This is a genomic window from Vibrio fortis (genome assembly GCF_024347475.1).
GTDB lineage: Bacteria > Pseudomonadota > Gammaproteobacteria > Enterobacterales > Vibrionaceae > Vibrio > Vibrio fortis.
This window is the reverse complement of the sequence record NZ_AP025489.1, coordinates 71303-90841: the sequence shown is the minus strand read 5'-3', so window position 1 is coordinate 90841 and position 19539 is coordinate 71303. Positions and strand designations below refer to the sequence as shown.

Below are 19539 nucleotides of genomic sequence, written 5' to 3'. Positions count from 1 at the left end.
AACCCATTTGTTAGAGTTGACGTAAGACCATTTTGAGAACAAGAAAAGACGATGAATGTAACCTTCAAAGATGTCGCCAAATTAGCGGGCGTATCAACGCAAACTGTATCTCGAGTCACAAATGGGTCGGAGAGTGTTGCTGAATCGACACGCATCAAAGTGAATAATGCGATCAAGCAGCTGGGTTATGTACCTAATAAAGGTGCACAAATGTTGAGCCGAGCAAAGTCGACCAATATTGGACTAGTGACTCTAGACATGGCTTTACATGGAGCGGCTTTAATTGCCAATGGCGTAAGAAGAAAAGCTCATGAGTTGAACTTTGGAACGGCGTTTTCGGTCGTGTCTGAGCCCAGTTTATCAAGCATTCAAGGTGCGATGAGGGAGCTTATAGCGCAACAAGTTGATTGTATTATTCTCAATGTACCGTTGAGTAAAGATGATGCCGTTGTGTTGGCAGAAAAATTCCCAAGCCTACACCTGATTTTTATCGATGTACCAGATGGGACCCCTGTACACTTCGTTCATGGGGAGCATGCTGTCGGTGCCTCTGAAGTGATCAAGCATCTCGTAGACACAGGACGAACCCAATTTCTATTGGTTGCAGGACCGGAGGCGTCTACCGCTGCAAATATCCGTCTGCAATCATGGTTAGCTGAAATTGCGGACTCAGGAACCAAAGCAGTGGATTGCTATCGAGGTGATTGGCAAGCCCACAGTGGTTACCTTGCGATCAGTGAAGCGATCGGAAAGCAGATGAGTTTTGATGCCGTGGTGGTCGCCAGTGATCAAATGGCGCTAGGCGTATTACGCGCACTGGATGAGTTTAATATCAAGGTTCCTGATCAAGTTGCCGTTGTTGGTTTTGATGGCATCACGGACAGCGCATATTTCAATCCGCCTCTGACGACAGTGAAACAAGACTTTACGGCTATTGGCGAACAGTGTGTCATTCAAGCGGTTGATTTGAAAAAGCAAACCTCCAATACGCCGATTCCATTCAAGCAAACTCGTATACCAGTAGAGCTGATTGTACGCAAAAGCAGTCATCCCAAAACACATCAAACCTACGACAAAAAAGGCATTCAAGAGCTATTGAAACAGATCGAATTACGCTTGCCTGAATAGTCGACCTAAAAAATGGCTCGCTTTCTGTCTTTTAGATAGAAGGCGACGCTAATGACGATGAATAGGAAAGTGAAGTAATAGAAAAACGACGAGAGCGAAGCGATGAAGTCTAAGTGTTGCTCAACCTCTTCGTCAGTGTAGTTCTGAGATAGCAGCTTGTAATAGTAGGCGTAGAGAACACCAATCGAGCCATAACCCACGTTAAACATGAGCCCCTTAAAACTAAGAACCGTTGCTCGGTTATTAGACTCGGTCTGTTTGTTTAAGTGGTAGCTGATAAATATATTCATTGTCATGATGATGAAGATAAGTACCAACGCGGGAATCACACCATAGATGGACCAACCTAAACTGATCCAGTAATAGGTTGCCATACTCGCCACACCCATGATTAAAATAAACGCTCTAGGTGCCATGCTCTCAGCTAAACGTCGACTTTGACCCGCCATAATGATTTTCAACAGACTGACCCCTGCACCAATCAAACCAAAATAGATAATGGGAATATCGATGGCCGTGTAATATTGGCTGTTCATGGTCAGGAACATGCGAGATGTATGCTCAAACAAGCTGTAATAGAGCATGATGAACAACACATATGGCGTCGATAATACCCACTTCCCTGTATTTAATGTGAGTTTCATACTCTCGACTGTGCTGGTTAACTTGTTGCTACCTTGTGGGGTAGGCTTGCTTTCTTCTTCCATGCTAATGGCAGCATAGATTGCGATCAGGGCGACGATAAGCGTGGCGTAAACAGGGATACGCATAATATCTTGGGTGTTCTGCGGTGCATCGAACCCAAGAACCTGATAAACACTACCCATGAAGTTAACGTCGTACATTGCCGCGCCGACTAGGGTGACAAAAATACCGACCGTTGAAGCGATTCTCAGTTGGATTTGTAGCACCCTAGGCCACAATTCCTCATGACCTTGTTCTTTTAAGGTGTCGTAAGCTAAAGCTTCATCGGCGCCACTCGCAAGGGCCATTGCAAGCCCACTTAACACTCGGTTTATCAAAAAGACGGCAAACACAAGGCTAGGATTACCTGTAGGCACAAAGGCGATCATGGCGATTTCGATAAACATTACAATCGATGAAAGTACCACCAACTTCTTGCGACCGAGAGTGTCCGCAAAAGCGCCCGATGGGACTTCAGCCAGTACGATGGTCGCCGCCCAAACTACGTTAAGCATGGCAAATTGAGACAGTGTTAAGCCGTAATCCAAGTAGAGCAACGTAAATACTGGGTAGTAAAACCGAGCAAAGTAACTACTTCTAAACATGAGGAAATAGCGAACGTTACGTATTTGAAGGATTTCTTTTAGCGTCATAGAGCGGGTTACGCCTTCGTTATTATGTGATTTGATTAATACCTTTCTTAGTGTGATAGCAAAGGATTGATAAGTCGATAAAATTCCTCAACTCTTTGTTTGAATTAAAGTAGGTAGAAAGTGATGGGGTGTTTGGTGAGACTTTTTTATGTGGAAAAGAGTACTTTTGGGCAACCTAAGTCGCCCAAAGTATTTTATTGATTCGAATAGCTCATTAGCAAAAAGATTACTTCCATGTTTGCTCATAAACTCGCATTAGGTTGCCGCCGAATAGCTTGGCTAAATCGTCATTTGTGTAACCCATTTCCCATAAACTGTCTACGACACCTGCCATGTGTTTAGATAGCTCCGCACAGCCGGTAGAGCCTTTATTAAAAGCATTAACCATGTAGCCGTTATCCGCATACTTGTCTGGGTTGGCAATGGTGAAAGGTACGACTTTCGCTGTTGTCATCATATCATCGGTTGCGATACCCACATGATCAATCCCCGCGATTTCTACTGCGCCATCAATCATCTCTGCAAACTGTTTAGGCGTAATATCTTCAGGCCAAACACCATCCATCATCCACTCGGTTGCGGTCACTGCGATAACCCCACCCATATCGGCAACCGTTTTTGCTTGCTCATCAGAAATCAGGCGGTAGCAAGCCGCTAAACGAAAATCGGGGTCACCTTTTTTTAGTTTCTTTTTCGCCATGCGCTTTTCTGTTTCCGTTAAGGTCTCGTGCGGCCCACATCCATAAGTTGAGGCGATAGGCGAATGTGAGTAGATGACAGGCACACCTTTGTGATGCTCTTGCATGTAGTCCGTAATGTCTTTGGTCGTATAGTGAGATGTATGCGAAAGGTCTACGGTAATGCCGTGTTTCACCATCTCATCGAGTACCTCTTTACCAAATTCAGTCAAACCACTGGTGTCACCGTTGATCATTGAAATCACACCAGATCCTGTCAGTTCCGTTTCGTTGTAGGTTAGCTGCATTGTTTTTACGCCATACTCAGCCATGACTGCCACGTTTGCTGCGTCGCCCTCTAACGGCATGGTGGTTTGGCTTGCCCACATAATCGCGTATTCACCGTTTTCGTGCGCTTTTTGAAAATCATCGACACTCTTAACGTAACGAATTGGTGTTTTTGCGGAAGAAGACGCTCTGGTCCATTTTCCATGCTCGGATTTAAAAGCAAGTAGACTAGGTGTATGTGGTGCACCAAGGGTCACTGATGCGCCAGTAATTCCGCGCTCATGAGCCAAGTCAATGTAATTCGCTACTTCAGAATCTTTGCTAAACCCTGTACCGCTTGGTGAGGCGTAGAAATCGAGCACAATATTGTCAGCAACGTATTGCTTGGCTTCTTTGGATGCAAATTGGTGCCAATCTTTGGTCTCAATTGATGCGTGTGCATGAAAGGTCGCTGCGGAGATTAACGTTGCGATAAGTAGCTTTTTCATCTGTTTGCCCTCGAATTAGTTTACGAGTGCAAATATATCGATTTGAAACTGGGAAAATGTGCAATTTACGACAATGTAAAACAGCGCATTGAATTGTTAGGGTTGTCGAGTCTGTTTAAGCCATTGCAGTGGCGTTGTGTTTTCAGATTTTCTAAAGGCTCGAATAAATTGAGAGGTGTCAGCATAGCCAAGGTGCTCTGCCACATCGGAAATTGAGGCGTTGCGCTCAACCAAGACTCGTTTTGCAAAAGCAATGTTTAATGACTCTTTGATTCTTCTAAACGTATAACCCTCGGTCTTTAAATATCGTTGGATAGTGCGTTCATTGACCTCAATGATTTGGCTCAGTCGTTCAATGGAGAGGTTCTCTCGCCCAATGTAGCCTTCAAGCACTGCGGAGATCTGCTCTGAATAAGTGCGCTCGTTGCGGTAAATAGTCACGGGATAATAGTCATTGTGATTTGATTCAAGTGTAGCGGCCTGCTCGTAGAAAAGAGCCGTCGAATGCTGACCCAAGAACTGAGGCGTGCGACTGTCTATGCTGAGTTGGTTAAGGTCAGAGGCATGTCTGTGCTTTAAGTGGTATTTAATCGGAGCACCTAAATGGGTATCTATCCTTTTAGAGTAACTGTGAGTGGTGACTAACAAATAAAGTTCAGCCAATAATGGAAACGAGTTTTGTTGTGGTAACTCAAGCTCTACAGAGCAAAAACTGACGCTTTTATTTAAGGTAATCGAATGGACAGGTATGTGCTCTACGAGGTGTTGTAGTAATGGTGCTTTTGGGCTGTTGGTCGGTTGAATTTGTTCAATGAACCTTTCTGCAGACTGCTGCAATAGTGAGATGAATACAGAGGAGGGTAACTTATCATGCGCCTCTGCAAGTAGCTTTGCGAAGGCTGAAAATGACGTAAATTGGGCGGAACTGGTCTCTAAATAAATAGGCATGTTGGCGCTTTGTATTAATGGCCAAACGTCTTTTACTTCACTTTTGAGAGACTCAATAAAAGTAATGACCGCGTATTTATGGATCAGAGGGATCAACTCGCACTCTCCTGTCTCAATTATTGTGGATTGTTGTCACTGGTTGTATGTAAATGATTATTGGTATACAAAAAACGCTCACAAGGTTTGGTTGTGAGCGTTAAGTCTCGTTACGAAAAAGAGCGATTAGACTCTATTTCCAAGTTTGCTCATAAACGCGCAATAGGTTGCCACCGAATAGCTTAGCTAGGTCGTCATTTGAGTACCCCATTGCCCATAAGCTATCGACAACGCCTGCGATGTGTTTTGACAACTCGGCACAACCCGTCGCCCCTTTGTTGAAAGCACTAACCATGTAGCCGTTGTCTGCATACTTGTCTGGGTTAGCGATGGTGAAAGGAACCACTTTTGCTGTTGTCATCATATCATCGGTTGCGATACCGACATGATCAATACCGACAACTTTGACTGCTCCATCAATCATCTCTGCAAACTGCTTAGGTGTAATGTCTTCAGGCCAAACACCATCCATCATCCACTCCGTTGCGGTTACCGCGATAACACCGCCCATATCAGCAACCGTTTTCGCTTGTTCATCAGAAAGTAGTCGGTAACAAGCCGCTAGACGAAAATCTGGATCACCTTTTTTGAGGTTCTTCTTCGCCATGCGCTTTTCTGTTTCCGTCAGGGTTTCGTGTGGTTCACAACCATAAGTTGAGGCGATAGGAGAGTGAGAGTAGATAACAGGCACACCTTTGTGGTGCTTCTGCATGTAGTCCGTAATGCCCTTGGTCGTGTAGTGAGATGTGTGAGACAAATCGACGGTAATACCGTGTTTCACCATTTCATCAAGCACCTCTTTACCAAAGTCAGTTAAACCACTGGTATCGCCATTGATCATTGAAATAACACCAGAACCAGTCAGTTCTGTTTCATTGTACGTAAGCTGCATCGTTTTTACGCCATACTCAGCCATAACTGCCACATTGGCTGCGTCGCCATCTAAAGGCATGGTTGTTTGGCTTGCCCACATAATGGCGTACTCGCCATTGTCATGCGCTTTTTGAAAATCATCGACGCTCTTAACGTAACGAATCGGTGTATTGGCTGAAGAAGACGCTTTGGTCCACTTTCCATGCTCGGATTTAAACGCAAGCAGGTTAGGTGTATGTGGTGCGCCAAGAGTCACCGATGCGCCAGTGATGCCACGCTCATGAGCCAAATCAATATAGTTCGCCACTTCAGAATCTTTGCTAAACCCTGTACCGCTTGGTGAAGCGTAAAAGTCGAGCACGATGTTATCGGCGACATACTTTTGAGCGTCTTTAGATGCAAACTCATGCCAGTCTTTGGTTTCAATAGACGCAGTTGCCGCTGTAGAGAGCGAGGCAATGGTCGTCGCAAGTAGTAATTTACGCATGGTAATCCTTTATCCATTATGTGTAATGTTGAGTATGTTGCTTAGGGTGTTAGAATCTAAATAATTAGATGCTTGTGATAAGTATAGAACAGCGTGTGATATCTAACTCTTTGTTAATCAGTTAATTTTGAGATGTGAGCCAGAAAAATTGAAAGTCAGTAGAAAATCTCAAGTGATAATACGACCTGCATAAGAATTAATGTGATTTTCTAGTGTTATCTGCAGGTCATATGTTAGGCAATAACTTTAGTATTGAGGGGATTCGGATAAAGGCGTTAATTTCTCTTGGTGTCAGTCCGTTACTGCGTTACTTACAGCAAATTATTGATTCGTAGATGATTAAAGCGAGCTGCTTATTGCTTCCGCCAACAAGTCTATTTCTCTTTTCACGTCTTCAGTAAGATCAAAACCAATATTGATCCTAAAACAATCATTGTAGAGCGGCAGCGTACTAAACAGCTGCCCCAATCGAATATCGATTTGATGCTTTTCAATTAATGCGGTGAACTTTTCGAGGTCCAGTTTTGGCACTTGTAACCACAGTACCATCCCGCCTTGCGGTTGGCTGATGTTAACCCCGCTTGGTAAACGTTCGGATAAGTAGTTGAGATAAGACTGTCGTAAACTCAGTAGCTTGGTTCTTCGACGCTTCAACTGCTTGGCATAGTTACCCGATTCAATGAAGTCGGCTACGGCCAGTTGAATAGGTAGCGAAACTCCGAAGCATGAAGCAGAGTGATGTTGGCGATAATTGTCAGCAAACCGGCCAGGTAAACACCAACCAAGACGATAGCTCGGCGATAAACTTTTAGATATCGAACCGCACCAGAGTATGTAGCCATTTGAATCATAATACTTGGCCGGTAACGGGGTGTGTTCTGAATACGATAATTCTAAATATACGTCGTCCTCAATCATTGGTACTTGGTAATGATTGGCAAGCTCGGCGAGTTTTTGTTTTTGCTGAGCAGACATAGTGATACCTTGCGGGTTCATATGTGACGTACAAAATATACCAGCCTTTACACTCCCTTGTTGCAAATGTAGTTCTAACTGGGAAAGGTCTATCCCTTCATCGATTGACGGGATCTCGACAATGTTCCTCCCCATTTTTCCCAGTAGATCTAAGATCCCACTAAAGCATGGAGAACTGATGGCTATGGCGTCGCCGACTTGAGTACAAGATTCTAGGGCTGCTTTAATAGCAGGCATGCACCCCGATGTGATCACAAGGTCTTGTGGATTGATATGGATGCCCAATTTCGAAAAATGAACACTTAAAGCGTCACACAATGATGGATCGCCCTGCGTGTTAGGGTAATGATTCAGTCGGTTTCCTAATCGCTTACTTGAGCGACGGAAACTACGTTCAAGTTCGAGCAGTGCGGTGTCATCGATAGTCGTGCTAGATACACCAAGTGGGCCGTTGTGAGGCGAGTGAATAGAGAAACTTTGATGAACTTGAGACACTGTACTTACAAACTGCGTCCATTCCGGCGTGTTGTGTTTTTTGCTTCTTGCAGAAATATAGTAACCAGCCTGTGGGCGTGAATGGATCCAACCTTGAGATTCCAGCTCTTGATAACAGCTGACCGCCGTCGACATGCTTACAGCTTGCTGTTTTGCTAACTGCCGCAGGGAAGGCATACGAGTTCCTTCGCTTAATTTTCCATCTTCAATTTCTTGAACAAACTGATTTGCCAATGTTTTGTAAAGACTCATAGATGCCAACTGTACTTATTTTTTTGTTAAAAACTGTATCTGTACTGGAAACTGTACTTGATTGATACTCTTTTTCAAAGCAGAAGGAGGGCAGTTTATGGTTAGAAACGATTTATTTTTGGCTGTTTTTGTAATGGCTATTTGGGGCTTTAATTTTTCGATGATCAAAATGGGCATTACAGAGGTTCACCCATTATTGGCGACAGCCGCACGATTCACTTTGGCGGTGATTCCTGCAATTTTTTTCATTCGTAGGCCAAACGTCGCTTGGCGTTATCTGTTCAGCTACGGGTTGGTTTTTGGTGTCGGTATATGGGGAATGGCATCGTGGTCGATTACCGCGGGCTTATCTTCAGGTATGTCTTCGGTGTTGCTATCGTCAAATGCGCTTATCAGCATGGCTGTAGGGGTATTCATTCATAAAGAGTTGGCTTCAAAAAGGAAAGTTATTGGTGCTATGACAGCACTCATTGCATTAATGGTCCTTGTTTCAGCGACCAACGGAAATGTGACGTTGCAAGGTGGTATCTTCATCATGATAGCGGCGACTTGTTGGACAATTATGGGGATGATCGTCAAGGCTTCTAAAACAACTCAAGCGTTCGCGTTCAACGTATGGGGAATGCTGTTTGCGCCAATTCCATTGGTTATGTTTGCGGTGAGTATTTACGGGCCAAACATCGTGACAGAAGCATTTGAAGTATGGGATATGAATACGACGATTGCTGTGCTGTTCCAAGCTTATCCAACCACGCTATTTGGTTACTGGGTATGGAATAGGTTGTTGATTCGATACCCGCTGAGTACGACTGCACCAATGACTCTGCTAGTACCTGTTTTCGCATTGATATCAGGGTATTACATGTATGATGAAATACTAAGTACTGCGCAAGTTGTTGCCTGTGTTCTTTTCCTTATCGGAATAGGGCTGATAGTTAAACCTGGTAAAAAGGTAACCGAAGCTGTCGGTAAGCCAATAACGAACTAAGCATATGAAGCGACAGATGTTTACGTACATAACCATTGGGTTAAAGCGTATCTGTTGTTGAGCTTTAATAAACGCAACTCGTAGTTCAAAAAAAAGGCAGCCCCAAATAGCACGGGCTGCCTTTCTAATCACTTGAATAAAGGATTAGACAGTGGATTCGTTAATTGGCTTTAATGATACTTGCGCTGTTTTATCACTTTGCTCTTTTGGGGTACGTTTAGCCAGCACATAGTAGAACAGTGGCGTGAGTAGCAATCCAAAGATGGTTACACCAATCATGCCAGAGAACACAGCGATGCCCATTGCTTGTCTCATCTCAGCACCAGCACCCGTTGAGAACACCATTGGTACTACACCCATGATGAAGGCGATCGAGGTCATTAAGATTGGGCGAAGACGTAAGCGCGATGCTTCAAGAACCGCTTCCATTACAGTATGACCTTTGTCTTGCAACTCCTTGGCAAACTCGACGATTAGAATGGCGTTTTTGGTCGCCAAACCAACCAGCACGATTAGGCCAATTTGGGTGAAGATATTGTTGTCACTACCCCATAGAATCACGCCACTGATCGCTGATAAAAGCGTCATTGGGATGATTAGGATGATCGCCATTGGCAGACGTACACTTTCGTATTGCGCAGCAAGTACCAGGAATACCAACAAGATAACCAATGGGTAGATCAACATGGCTGTATCACCGGCTAACTTCTGTTGGTAGGTCAGTTCTGTCCATTCGTAAGTCATGCCAATTGGTAGTGCCTCAGCAAGGATCTGTTCAATCGCAGCTTGTGCTTCACCTGAGCTGAAACCTGGCATCGGGCTACCATTGATTTCTGCTGTAGTGTAGGCGTTGTAGTGCATCACACGATCAGGACCAGCACTGTAATTCACATCTACAAATGCGCCCAAAGGAATCATTTCACCGTTCGCGTTTCGAACCTCTAGCTGGCGAATCTGCTCTGGTGTTTGGCGGAACTCTTCGTCGGCCTGAACGTTCACTTGGTATGTGCGACCAAAGCGGTTGATATCATTGACGTAAGTGCTCCCCATATACGATTGTAGGGTAGAGAAAACATCGTCTAATGATAGGTCTTGCTTGAGTGCTTTCGTACGGTCAACATCCAGATCTAACTGTGGAACATTCACTTGATAGCTTGAAAACACGCCAGTTAGTGCCGGGTGAGCCCATGCTTTCATGATCACTTGTTGAGTCACACCATATAAGGCTTCATAACCATGGTTCGCTCTATCTTGGATCTGCAAACGGAAACCGCCAATCGTACCCAGACCTTGGACTGGTGGTGGTGGGAAGATCGCAATGAATGCATCAGGGATAGAGGCAAATTTTTGGTTCAGTTGACCGGCAATCGCATTGGCACTTAAACTCGGGTCTTGACGTTCGTCGAAATCGGCTAACGGAGTAAACACAATGCCGCTGTTTGGACTATTAGTGAACCCGTTAATGCTCAGCCCTGGGAATGCAACGGAGTGTTCGACACCAGGTTGTGCCAACGCAATCTCAGACATTTCACGGATAACGGCATCAGTACGCTCAAGTGAAGCCGCGTCTGGCAATTGAGCGAACGCAACCAAATACTGCTTGTCTTGACCTGGAACATATCCTGTTGGAGTTTGATCGAATTGGTACGCCGTTAAGCCAAGTAGGCCGATATACATCACACCAATCAAAGCTCCAAGTCGAATGGTCTTCTTGACTGCGTAACCGTAAGCGACAGAACCTTTGTTAAATAGCTTATTGAATGGGGTAAATACGAAGCGCCCAAACAATCCATCCATTGTACGCGTTAGCCAGTCTTTAGGTTGGTCATGACCACGTAACAACAAGGCCGATAGAGCTGGGCTCAACGTCAGTGAGTTGATTGCAGAAATGAATGTCGAAATCGTGATAGTCAATGCAAACTGTTTATAGAACTGACCCGTTAAGCCAGACATAAACGCCGTTGGGATGAATACCGCAGCGAGTACCAAAGTAGTCGCAACAATTGGGCCTGTCACTTCTCGCATCGCTTTTTCAGTTGCCGCGATAGGTGCGAGACCTTCTTCGATGTTTCGCTCAACGTTTTCAACCACCACGATCGCATCATCAACAACGATACCAATAGCAAGTACCAAGCCGAACAATGACAGGGCGTTTAATGAAAAGCCCATTAAGTACATGAAAGCGAATGTACCGACTAGCGAAACTGGAACCGCGACTAATGGAATGATCGATGCGCGCCAAGTTTGCAAAAACAGAACAACAACCAGTACAACAAGCAATACCGCTTCAAGCAGAGTTTGCACGACTGCTTCAATAGAACCACGAACGAATACCGTTGGGTCATACACAATCTCGTAGCTCACACCTTGTGGGAAGCTAGCTGACAGTTCTTCCATTTTAGCTCTTACGTCATCAGAAATCTGAATGGCGTTTGAACCAGAAGCTTGGAAGATTGGAATTGCAACCGCGTCTTGGTTATCAAGTAGTGAACGAAGCGAGTAGGTTTCGGCACCTAATTCAATACGAGCGACATCTTTCAAGCGGTTGATTTGGCCATCTTCACCAACCTTGATGATGATATTCTCGAACTCTTCAACTTCGCTTAAACGACCTTTAACATTGATAAGCAGTTGGAAGTCTGACGAACCACTTGGTTGAGCTCCCAAGCTACCTGCTGCAGCTTGTTGGTTCTGCTCGCGAATCGCAGAAATGACTTCACTAGGGTTTAGGTTCAAGCTTGCGACTTTGTTTGGATCAAGCCAAATACGCATGCTGTATTCGCCGCCACCAAACAGGCGAACGGCACCCACACCTTCAATTCGGGCAAGTTCATCCTTAACGTTAAGCGCTGCGTAGTTCGCAAGATACAGCAGGTCATAGCGCTCATCTGGAGACACTAAGTGAACTACCATGGTCAAATCTGGCGATGACTTTTCCGTCACAACACCAAGTCGCTGAACGGTTTCAGGCAAACGAGGTAGGGCACGATCAACACGGCTCTGAACTAGAGTTTGCGCTTTGTCTACGTCGGCACCAATGGCAAACGTGACGGTGAGCGTCATTACCCCATCCGAAGTCGCTTGAGAAGACATATACAGCATGTCTTCAACCCCGTTGATCTCTTCTTCAAGGGGCGACGCGACGGTGTCAGCTATGACTTTCGGGTTCGCGCCCGGGTAGGTCGCTGTTACAACGACAGTCGGAGGAACTACCTCAGGGTATTCAGTGATAGGCAGTTGCCATACAGACAATGCACCACCGATGAATATGAGTATCGACAGCACGGATGCAAAGATCGGCCGACGAATAAAGAACTGGGAAAACATTGCAATGGTTCCTTTATTGCTTCACTTGCAGAGTCAGTAGTTCAGTGCGCTGCTGATCTCTTAATGCTTGTTGCTGGCGAATATTGGCAAGGGTCTTTTCATCAGCCATAGCAACTTCGTCAGGGGTAACAGGCATGTTAGCGCGAACGCGTTGTAAGCCATTCACGACGATCTTTTCATCGCCTTTTAGACCATCTAACACAATACGCAATCCGTTAAGACCTTCACCAAGAGCGATCGCTCGGTATTGGACAATATTGTCATCGCCTAAAACCAAAACATACTTGTTGTTCAAATCCGTACCAATCGCTTTGTTATCAATCAACACGCCTTGGTAGCTATCAGAGCCCGCGATGCGCATTTTTGCGAACATACCCGGCAAAAATTGCTTATCCGCGTTATCAAAAACGGCGCGAACTTGAATGGTTCCTGTTGATTCATCAATCGCATTGTCTACAAAATCGATGTAGCCGATATGAGGGAAGTCAGTATCGTTAGCTAGCGCCATTTGAACGACATTTTCAATTTCGCCATCCGCTGAGATGAGGTTGTTAATTTCTTGATATTTAAGGAAGTTGCGCTCGTCAATGTCGAAGTAAGCATACATTTTCGAAGTAGACACTAAGGACGTAAGTACCGTTTGACCTGTAGTTACATAGTTACCTTTGGTCACTTCTGCAAAAGAAACTTTACCTGTAATTGGAGCACGTACTAGAGTGAACTCAAGGTCTAATTCAGCTTTTGCCAAAGCAGCTTTAAGAGCTGAAACACTTGCCACACTGCGCTGTTTATCTGCAAAACGTGCATCAACGGTCTCTTGGGAAATCGCTTTGGTTTTGCTCAGTCTTTGAGCGCGTTCATAATCTTTGATTGCTTGATTCAAGCTTGTTTGAGCACTGCTAAGTTCCGCTTTCAAACGGTTAACTTCAGCAACAAACAAACGATTGTCGATTGAGAAAAGCACTTCTCCAGCTTCCACGAGATGACCTTCTCGGAAGTGAACACGATCAACGTAGCCCGACACTCGTGGCATCACGGTTACGGTTTGAGGTGATTCTAATCGGCCAGTGTATTGATCAAGCTCGGTAACCTGTTCTACAAGTACTTGTGCCACTTCAACTGTTGGCGGTGGTGGCGCTGATGCAGGAGCTTCGGCGTGTGAATCTTGACATCCAGACAACACCAATGGCGCTGCAAATGAGATTAGTAGAAGAGGCGTTTTAAGGTGTTTGCCTACCATCTCGCTATCCTTATGTTATTTTTGTACCGATCGGTATAATAATCCTGACTTTTGATATTGATCAAGTAAAATTTATAGAATGAATGGTTACAACATATGGACAACGTATGCCTGCCGCATTACCATTTAGGGGATTGAACGAATAAGTGGTAGTGAGATTATGGTAGTCGGTACAGCAGGTCGACCACGCAGTTTTGACCAAGAAAAGGCGCTAGAAGAAGCATTAAAAGTGTTTTGGGAACAAGGGTTTGAAGGGACTTCTCTTTCTGACTTAACCAAGGCAATGGGTATCAATAAACCCAGTATGTATTCCGCCTTTGGTAATAAAGAACAACTGTTTCTTAAAGCGGTCGAAATGTACAAAGCCCGTGAATCAGAATATTTTTATCAGGCATTAGAACAGGCTGACATACGAAAGGTGATCACGGACATCATTATTGGGTGTGCAGAAGCACACAGCTGTAAAGATAAGCCAAAAGGTTGTTTGATGATCCAAGGTGCCTTGGCATGTAGCGCTGATGCTAGCCCGATCAAACAGGCGATGATCGATTGTCGAAAAGAGATGGGTGAAATACTGCTAGCAAGGTTCACCAAGGCTCAAAATGAAGGCCAGTTAATTGAATCTGCTGATCCACAAGTGATGACCCATTTCATGGCCACGTTTCTCAATGGTTTATCAGTTCACTCTATGGATGATGTGTCGCCAGAGATGATTATCGCAGTGGCGGAGCTTGGAATAAAAGACTTGCACGCATTCTGTGTAAATTAATGCTTTAATTCAGGTTAAAGGGGTTCGTTTTTAGCCCTGGAGCATGAGGTTTGGACTGTCTTGGTTATTCAAACCTCTCAAGTAGCGCAGTACCATTTCATTACTTTTCCAATCACCGAGTTGGATGAGCTGGGTTAAATTTAAACCTGCATGATAACCATCTTGTAGTGCGCCGACACGGCTAGAGTGACCGCTCCATACATTTCGGTGAGCTTCTGTTGGTGTGACAACGTCACCCAATTCAACGAGTAGATCGTGAGCACGCTGATAAATGCGGTCGATAGTCATTCCCGACATCGGAGTCTGTCGATAGCCTGCAGGTCGTCCACCTTTGACGGTTAACCAACAAAAGATAAAATCATCTTCATCCAACGGCTGACAATAGGTTTGGATATAGCGTTTTACAATCGCTGAAAACCGGCCTGTTAATCGCTTCGGCTCTGGACTGATTGTGGTTTTAGATGTAACACGTTCGATGTTGATGTCGCCATTTTCAAGAAACTTAATGTGTTTTTTTCGTATCTTACCAATTTCGCCCTCTCGAAGTAGGGTGCCATAAGCAACGGTAAGAACAGCGAGATCTCGATAAGGAACCGCGCGCTTTTCATTGCCCCATAAATCCATCAATCTTAGCAAATGGTGCTTTCGAAATGGCTTAGCTTGCAGCTCGATAACTTGCGAGCCGGTAATTTCCATCTCATCTTTTGGCAGTGATTTAAAGAACGTGGAGATGGCCGGCAGTTTAGTGACGTCATCCGTATTCATAATTTTGTGGAACAGGCTAAGCTGCGCTCGATATTGCTTAAGCGTATTAATCTTCACATCGAACTCTAGCTTAAGCGACTTGAACCAAGTTAATAGGACAGGGGCGTATATTGGAAAACTATAAACGTTTTGTTCTTTGCAGTAGTCATCCCATTTACGCACAACGAACGCTAACATCTTTAAAGTGTGAATACTCAAGCCGCCGCGGTTTTCTTCGAACTCGTCTAAGTGCTTTCGCACTAGAGGTAACTCAGTCCAATTAGGATCAAAACTCTCATTAAGGTTGGGAAAGTTAAGTTTAAAGCGGCTGAGCTTTTCTTTTTGCTTCTCCCACTGCTGGACAGTTTCTTGATGAGAACGCTCAGGTGACAGCGTCACTTGGCTTTGTCGTTTCGTTGGGAAGTTCGAGTTCGTCATTGTTTCTATTTTAACAATATAGTGTGATATAACTGTAATTATATCACACTATGTAATTAGGGCGACGGTCGACATAAAAAACTCCATCAAACGAGGTGAGTTTCGTCTGTTAATTAGACAATGAGCCTAAATGGGAAATTAAGATGATGATCAGAGATTAATATACAGCCTAAGCATGTCTTTATGCTGGATACCGTTTTCGAATATTGGCTCGCTGTAATTGATAAGGAAATAGTCTTTAGATACCGAATCAACACGAAACCCCAACTTCTGATAGTACGTTAATTGATAGCCAAAGGTACCAGTCCCTAACTCTAGGCGAGTGATACCTTTGTTTGGTAACTCTGCAAGCACCGACTTTAAAAGTTTTGTACCAATACCAAGACGTTGGAGACTGGGCAGTACTGAGACATTAAAAATCTCAACAGTGGTAGAAGTGACTGGTTTAGCAATACAAGCTCCTAGTACTTCATTATTATCACAAGCAATAAAGCACCAAGAATCATATAGATACGAGGAAATACTCGCCTCGGATGGATCCGCTTCTAACAGCAAATCAAACGGAACCTGGCAGGGTTCAATTTATTTAAATTCCAAGAAGAACTCCTCGTGTATAACTAAAACGTTAGGAACTAATTAAACGCCATATTTGCAGCCATCACCACCAAAAGAACGGCAAAAATTTTCTTAATCGTGGCAACAGGAAGATGGTTAGTTGCCTTTGCTCCCAATGGTGCAGTAAACCAAGAGGTCGAAACAATACCAAGCAAGGCTGGTAAATAAACAAAACCGGCAAAACCATCACTCAACGAAAAATAGGGAAGGCCAGAGCTCACGTAACCGACAGACCCAAACAGCGCGATGATGATCCCACATGCCGATGCACAACCGATAGCCTTTTTGACGTTAACAGAAAAGAAAGACAACAAAGGAACCAAAAGAGCACCGCCACCGATACCGATCATCGCAGACAATGCGCCAGTGATGGTGGTAAGAGCGGTAAGTACACCTTTATTAGGTAAGGTACGTTCAGGTACGTTGTCAGTTTTGCTACTAAGGAACATTTTAATTGCGATAAGAAATACACTCACAGCAAAAATGGTTCTAACGACTTGGTCTGGCAATTGCGCGGCCATAAACCCACTGATCAGCGCGCCCGAAGCAACACCAACCATAATCCAAGGTGCGATATCCCACGGTACATTGCCATTTTTGTGGTGAGCGATAGCAGAAGAAGTCGAAGTGAAGAGTATTGACGCTAAAGAGGTTGCAATAGCGACGACTACCACTTGCTCCGAAGGCAACACGCCGAACTGCAACAAAATAATGCTTAAGATTGGGACGATAACTAGACCGCCACCAATACCCAATAGCCCAGCTAAAAAGCCAACGCCGCTACCTAACACAGCACAACACAATATCAGTACTATTTCACTCACCCTTACTCTCCTATTAAATATTAGGGTTTGCATTCCATACAAAGCAAATCATCAAAATGTGATGAAGTAATATAACTGAGTAGCACATCAATGCCACCCTATAACTACATGAATATTTCTCATAATCAATGTGAAGGAATACCACTGTTTTTTGACTCTTGATTCGCGCTATAAAATAAACTCTTCTCTAAATCTAGCGACAACTTACAGTTATATTGGCATTTGAAGTTATTCAATTATTAAATAAAGCTGTGGTGACTAATGACTGGGACTATAAAAATAATCCAGAAAGCCTAGAGAGAGTAAGGAAATTAGCTTTCAACTCAGGAAATAGGATACCGCTCAACATGACTACTGATTTCAACTTTACGATTAAAAGCATCGGACTTGATGAAAATTACCACCCTTCAGACAGTACGCGTATTACAACCAACTTTGCCAACTTGGCGCGTGGTGAAAACCGTCAGAGAAATCTTCGTAATGCATTGAACATGATTAACAACAATTTCAATGCTTTAGCAAGCTGGGACAACCCAAATCGAGACCGCTACTCTGTTGAATTAGAGATCGTGTCTGTTGATATCGACATTGAAGGCAAAGGCGAAAACTTCCCATCTATCGAAGTATTGAAAACTAACATTGTCGATCACGCGACTAATGAACGCATTGAAGGTATAGTGGGGAATAACTTCTCTTCATACGTGCGAGATTATGATTTTAGTGTTTTGTTGTTAGAGCATAATAAAGATAAGCCTGGCTTTAGCGTTCCTAATAATTTTGGTGAACTGCACGGTAATTTATTCAAATCGTTCATTAAGTCTGACACATACAAAGCGAACTTTAAAAAACTACCTGTTATCTGCCTAAGCGTATCAGATAATAAAATATACCAACGCACAGACAACCAACACCCAGTTTTAGGTTTCGAATATCAGCCAAACGAATCATCTTTAACTGAGCAATACTTTAAGAAAATGGGCCTAGAAGTGCGTTACTTCATGCCACCAAATAGTGTTGCTCCGTTGGCATTCTACTTCTTTGGTGACCTACTTAACGATTACTCAAACCTTGAGCTGATCAGCACAATTAGTACGATGGAAACTTTCCAGAAGATATACCGCCCAGAAATCTACAACGCGAATGCGGTTGCGGGTAATCGTTACCAACCAAACTTAAAGAACTCAGATCACTCACTAACACAAATTGTGTACGACCGTGAAGAGCGTAGCAAACTAGCAATCAAGCAAGGTAAATTCGCGGAAGAGCACTTTATCAAACCGTTCCAACACACGTTAGACCAATGGTCTGCAAGTTTCGCTTAAGGCTAGGGGATTGTATATATGTCAAAACTACTACCAACCTCTACCGCAGGCAGTCTACCGAAACCTTCATGGCTAGCTGAACCAGAAAAGTTGTGGTCACCGTGGAAGTTACAAGGTAACGAACTGGACGATGGCAAACAAGATGCTTTACGTGTCTCATTGCAATCTCAAGAACTTGCCGGCGTCGATATCGTCAGTGATGGTGAACAAACAAGACAACACTTTGTGACGACTTTCATTGAGCACTTAAGTGGTGTTGACTTCGAAAATAGAAAAACCGTTAAAATCCGCGATCGTTATGATGCAAGTGTGCCTACAGTAGTAGGTCCGGTTTCGCGTCAAAAACCTGTTTTTGTTGAAGATGCGAAATTCTTACGCTCTCAGACTAAACAACCGATCAAGTGGGCGCTTCCCGGCCCAATGACGATGATCGACACGCTTTACGATGATCATTACAAGAGCCGTGAAAAACTGGCGTGGGAATTCGCTAAAATCTTGAACCAAGAAGCGAAAGAGTTAGAAGCGGCTGGTGTGGACATTATCCAGTTTGACGAACCGGCATTTAACGTATTCTTTGATGAGGTGAATGACTGGGGTATTGCTTGCTTAGAAAGAGCGATTGAAGGCCTTAAGTGTGAAACAGCTGTCCACATCTGTTACGGCTACGGTATTAAAGCGAACACTGATTGGAAAAAAACACTTGGTTCAGAGTGGCGCCAATATGAAGAGGTATTTCCAAAGTTACAGAAGTCGAAGATCGACATCATCTCTTTGGAATGCCACAACTCGCATGTTCCAGTAGAACTACTTGAATTGATTCGCGGCAAGAAAGTCATGGTTGGTGCAATCGATGTAGCGACCGATGAAATTGAGACGCCAGAAGAAGTAGCAGAGACCTTACGAACTGCACTCAAATACGTCGACGCTGACAAGCTTTACCCATGCACTAACTGCGGTATGGCACCATTATCTCGCACTGTGGCCAATGCCAAGTTGGACGCTTTAAGTGCCGGAGCCGCCATCGTTCGAAAAGAACTTGAAGTTGGTATCTAATCGAAAAGTAAATTAGCAACGGGACTTTAATGAGCCCCTCATTATATTTCTTTGGTCACAAGCGTAATACCAAAGTTAGAGACTTATTGAGTTTACAATAGAACGCTATTGCTGATTTCAGCAGTTAAAGTTGAACATGAGCTACAAGGCATCTCGTCGAGGTGCCTTTTTTCAT

15 protein-coding genes are annotated in these 19539 nt (G+C 44.1%); 5 read left to right on the top strand and 10 right to left on the bottom strand.

Annotated elements, in window-relative coordinates:
- The first annotated feature begins 51 nt into the window (after positions 1-51).
- Positions 52-1128 (top strand): LacI family DNA-binding transcriptional regulator, encoded by a 1077-nt coding sequence (locus OCV50_RS22260; RefSeq protein ID WP_261905425.1) that lies wholly within the window; start codon positions 52-54, stop codon positions 1126-1128.
- Positions 1129-1133: 5 nt separating this feature from the next.
- On the opposite strand, the gene OCV50_RS22255 is transcribed toward OCV50_RS22260, so the two are convergent.
- From OCV50_RS22255 to OCV50_RS22235, 5 genes are all read right to left on the bottom strand, one after another.
- Positions 1134-2465, bottom strand: a complete 1332-nt coding sequence (locus OCV50_RS22255) for an MFS transporter (RefSeq protein ID WP_261905424.1) — start codon at positions 2463-2465, stop codon at positions 1134-1136.
- A gap of 226 nt (positions 2466-2691) precedes the next feature.
- Complete coding sequence (locus OCV50_RS22250; protein ID WP_261905423.1) at positions 2692-3918, bottom strand: dipeptidase; 1227 nt, start codon at positions 3916-3918, stop codon at positions 2692-2694.
- Between the two features lie 96 nt (positions 3919-4014).
- A complete protein-coding gene (locus OCV50_RS22245; protein WP_261905422.1) occupies positions 4015-4866 on the bottom strand; it encodes a helix-turn-helix transcriptional regulator in 852 nt (283 codons plus the stop codon).
- A gap of 229 nt (positions 4867-5095) precedes the next feature.
- Positions 5096-6322, bottom strand: coding sequence for a dipeptidase (locus OCV50_RS22240; protein WP_261905421.1), 1227 nt, complete (start codon positions 6320-6322; stop codon positions 5096-5098).
- 339 nt (positions 6323-6661) lie between these two features.
- Positions 6662-8044 (bottom strand): aminotransferase-like domain-containing protein, encoded by a 1383-nt coding sequence (locus OCV50_RS22235; protein WP_261905420.1) that lies wholly within the window; start codon positions 8042-8044, stop codon positions 6662-6664.
- A 97-nt stretch (positions 8045-8141) separates the two neighbouring features.
- Here OCV50_RS22235 and OCV50_RS22230 point away from each other — a divergent pair, with 97 nt between their 5' ends.
- Positions 8142-9032 carry an EamA family transporter gene (locus tag OCV50_RS22230; protein WP_261905419.1) on the top strand — a complete coding sequence of 297 codons (891 nt, stop codon included), beginning with the start codon at positions 8142-8144 and terminating at the stop codon, positions 9030-9032.
- A gap of 144 nt (positions 9033-9176) precedes the next feature.
- On the opposite strand, the gene OCV50_RS22225 is transcribed toward OCV50_RS22230, so the two are convergent.
- Together OCV50_RS22225 and OCV50_RS22220 are read right to left on the bottom strand one after the other, a co-directional pair.
- Entirely contained in the window at positions 9177-12359 is a 3183-nt protein-coding gene (locus tag OCV50_RS22225; protein WP_261905418.1) for an efflux RND transporter permease subunit, read from the bottom strand.
- A 13-nt stretch (positions 12360-12372) separates the two neighbouring features.
- Positions 12373-13599, bottom strand: coding sequence for an efflux RND transporter periplasmic adaptor subunit (locus OCV50_RS22220; RefSeq protein WP_261905417.1), 1227 nt, complete (start codon positions 13597-13599; stop codon positions 12373-12375).
- Positions 13600-13759: 160 nt separating this feature from the next.
- Here OCV50_RS22220 and OCV50_RS22215 point away from each other — a divergent pair, with 160 nt between their 5' ends.
- Positions 13760-14368, top strand: a complete 609-nt coding sequence (locus tag OCV50_RS22215) for a TetR/AcrR family transcriptional regulator (protein ID WP_261905416.1) — start codon at positions 13760-13762, stop codon at positions 14366-14368.
- Between the two features lie 30 nt (positions 14369-14398).
- Here OCV50_RS22215 and OCV50_RS22210 read toward each other — a convergent pair whose 3' ends face one another.
- The 3 genes from OCV50_RS22210 to OCV50_RS22200 form a co-directional block, all read right to left on the bottom strand.
- The gene (locus tag OCV50_RS22210) at positions 14399-15550 is read right to left on the bottom strand and encodes a tyrosine-type recombinase/integrase (RefSeq protein ID WP_261905415.1); all 1152 of its coding nucleotides are present in this window, start codon (positions 15548-15550) and stop codon (positions 14399-14401) included.
- Positions 15551-15700: 150 nt separating this feature from the next.
- Positions 15701-16132 (bottom strand): GNAT family N-acetyltransferase, encoded by a 432-nt coding sequence (locus tag OCV50_RS22205; RefSeq protein WP_261905493.1) that lies wholly within the window; start codon positions 16130-16132, stop codon positions 15701-15703.
- Between the two features lie 50 nt (positions 16133-16182).
- Complete coding sequence (locus OCV50_RS22200) at positions 16183-17022, bottom strand: sulfite exporter TauE/SafE family protein (RefSeq protein WP_390905182.1); 840 nt, start codon at positions 17020-17022, stop codon at positions 16183-16185.
- A gap of 314 nt (positions 17023-17336) precedes the next feature.
- On the opposite strand from OCV50_RS22200, the gene OCV50_RS22195 reads away from it, so the two are divergent.
- Entirely contained in the window at positions 17337-18311 is a 975-nt protein-coding gene (locus tag OCV50_RS22195) for a DUF1852 domain-containing protein (RefSeq protein ID WP_261905413.1), read from the top strand.
- A gap of 18 nt (positions 18312-18329) precedes the next feature.
- Positions 18330-19364, top strand: coding sequence for a methionine synthase (locus tag OCV50_RS22190; RefSeq protein WP_261905412.1), 1035 nt, complete (start codon positions 18330-18332; stop codon positions 19362-19364).
- The last annotated feature ends 175 nt before the right edge of the window (positions 19365-19539 follow it).

Bases quoted from the DNA above. Each gene is read 5' to 3' on its own strand.
- OCV50_RS22235 (WP_261905420.1), bottom strand. From the start codon at position 8,044: ATGAGTCTTTACAAAACATTGGCAAATCAGTTTGTTCAAGAAATTGAA.
- OCV50_RS22255 (WP_261905424.1), bottom strand. From the start codon at position 2,465: ATGACGCTAAAAGAAATCCTTCAAATACGTAACGTTCGCTATTTCCTC.
- OCV50_RS22215 (WP_261905416.1), top strand. From the start codon at position 13,760: ATGGTAGTCGGTACAGCAGGTCGACCACGCAGTTTTGACCAAGAAAAG.
- OCV50_RS22195 (WP_261905413.1), top strand. From the start codon at position 17,337: ATGACTACTGATTTCAACTTTACGATTAAAAGCATCGGACTTGATGAA.
- OCV50_RS22225 (WP_261905418.1), bottom strand. From the start codon at position 12,359: ATGTTTTCCCAGTTCTTTATTCGTCGGCCGATCTTTGCATCCGTGCTG.
- OCV50_RS22245 (WP_261905422.1), bottom strand. From the start codon at position 4,866: ATGCCTATTTATTTAGAGACCAGTTCCGCCCAATTTACGTCATTTTCA.
- OCV50_RS22250 (WP_261905423.1), bottom strand. From the start codon at position 3,918: ATGAAAAAGCTACTTATCGCAACGTTAATCTCCGCAGCGACCTTTCAT.
- OCV50_RS22260 (WP_261905425.1), top strand. From the start codon at position 52: ATGAATGTAACCTTCAAAGATGTCGCCAAATTAGCGGGCGTATCAACG.
- OCV50_RS22190 (WP_261905412.1), top strand. From the start codon at position 18,330: ATGTCAAAACTACTACCAACCTCTACCGCAGGCAGTCTACCGAAACCT.
- OCV50_RS22200 (WP_390905182.1), bottom strand. From the start codon at position 17,022: ATGCAAACCCTAATATTTAATAGGAGAGTAAGGGTGAGTGAAATAGTA.
- OCV50_RS22230 (WP_261905419.1), top strand. From the start codon at position 8,142: ATGGTTAGAAACGATTTATTTTTGGCTGTTTTTGTAATGGCTATTTGG.
- OCV50_RS22220 (WP_261905417.1), bottom strand. From the start codon at position 13,599: ATGGTAGGCAAACACCTTAAAACGCCTCTTCTACTAATCTCATTTGCA.
- OCV50_RS22210 (WP_261905415.1), bottom strand. From the start codon at position 15,550: ATGACGAACTCGAACTTCCCAACGAAACGACAAAGCCAAGTGACGCTG.
- OCV50_RS22240 (WP_261905421.1), bottom strand. From the start codon at position 6,322: ATGCGTAAATTACTACTTGCGACGACCATTGCCTCGCTCTCTACAGCG.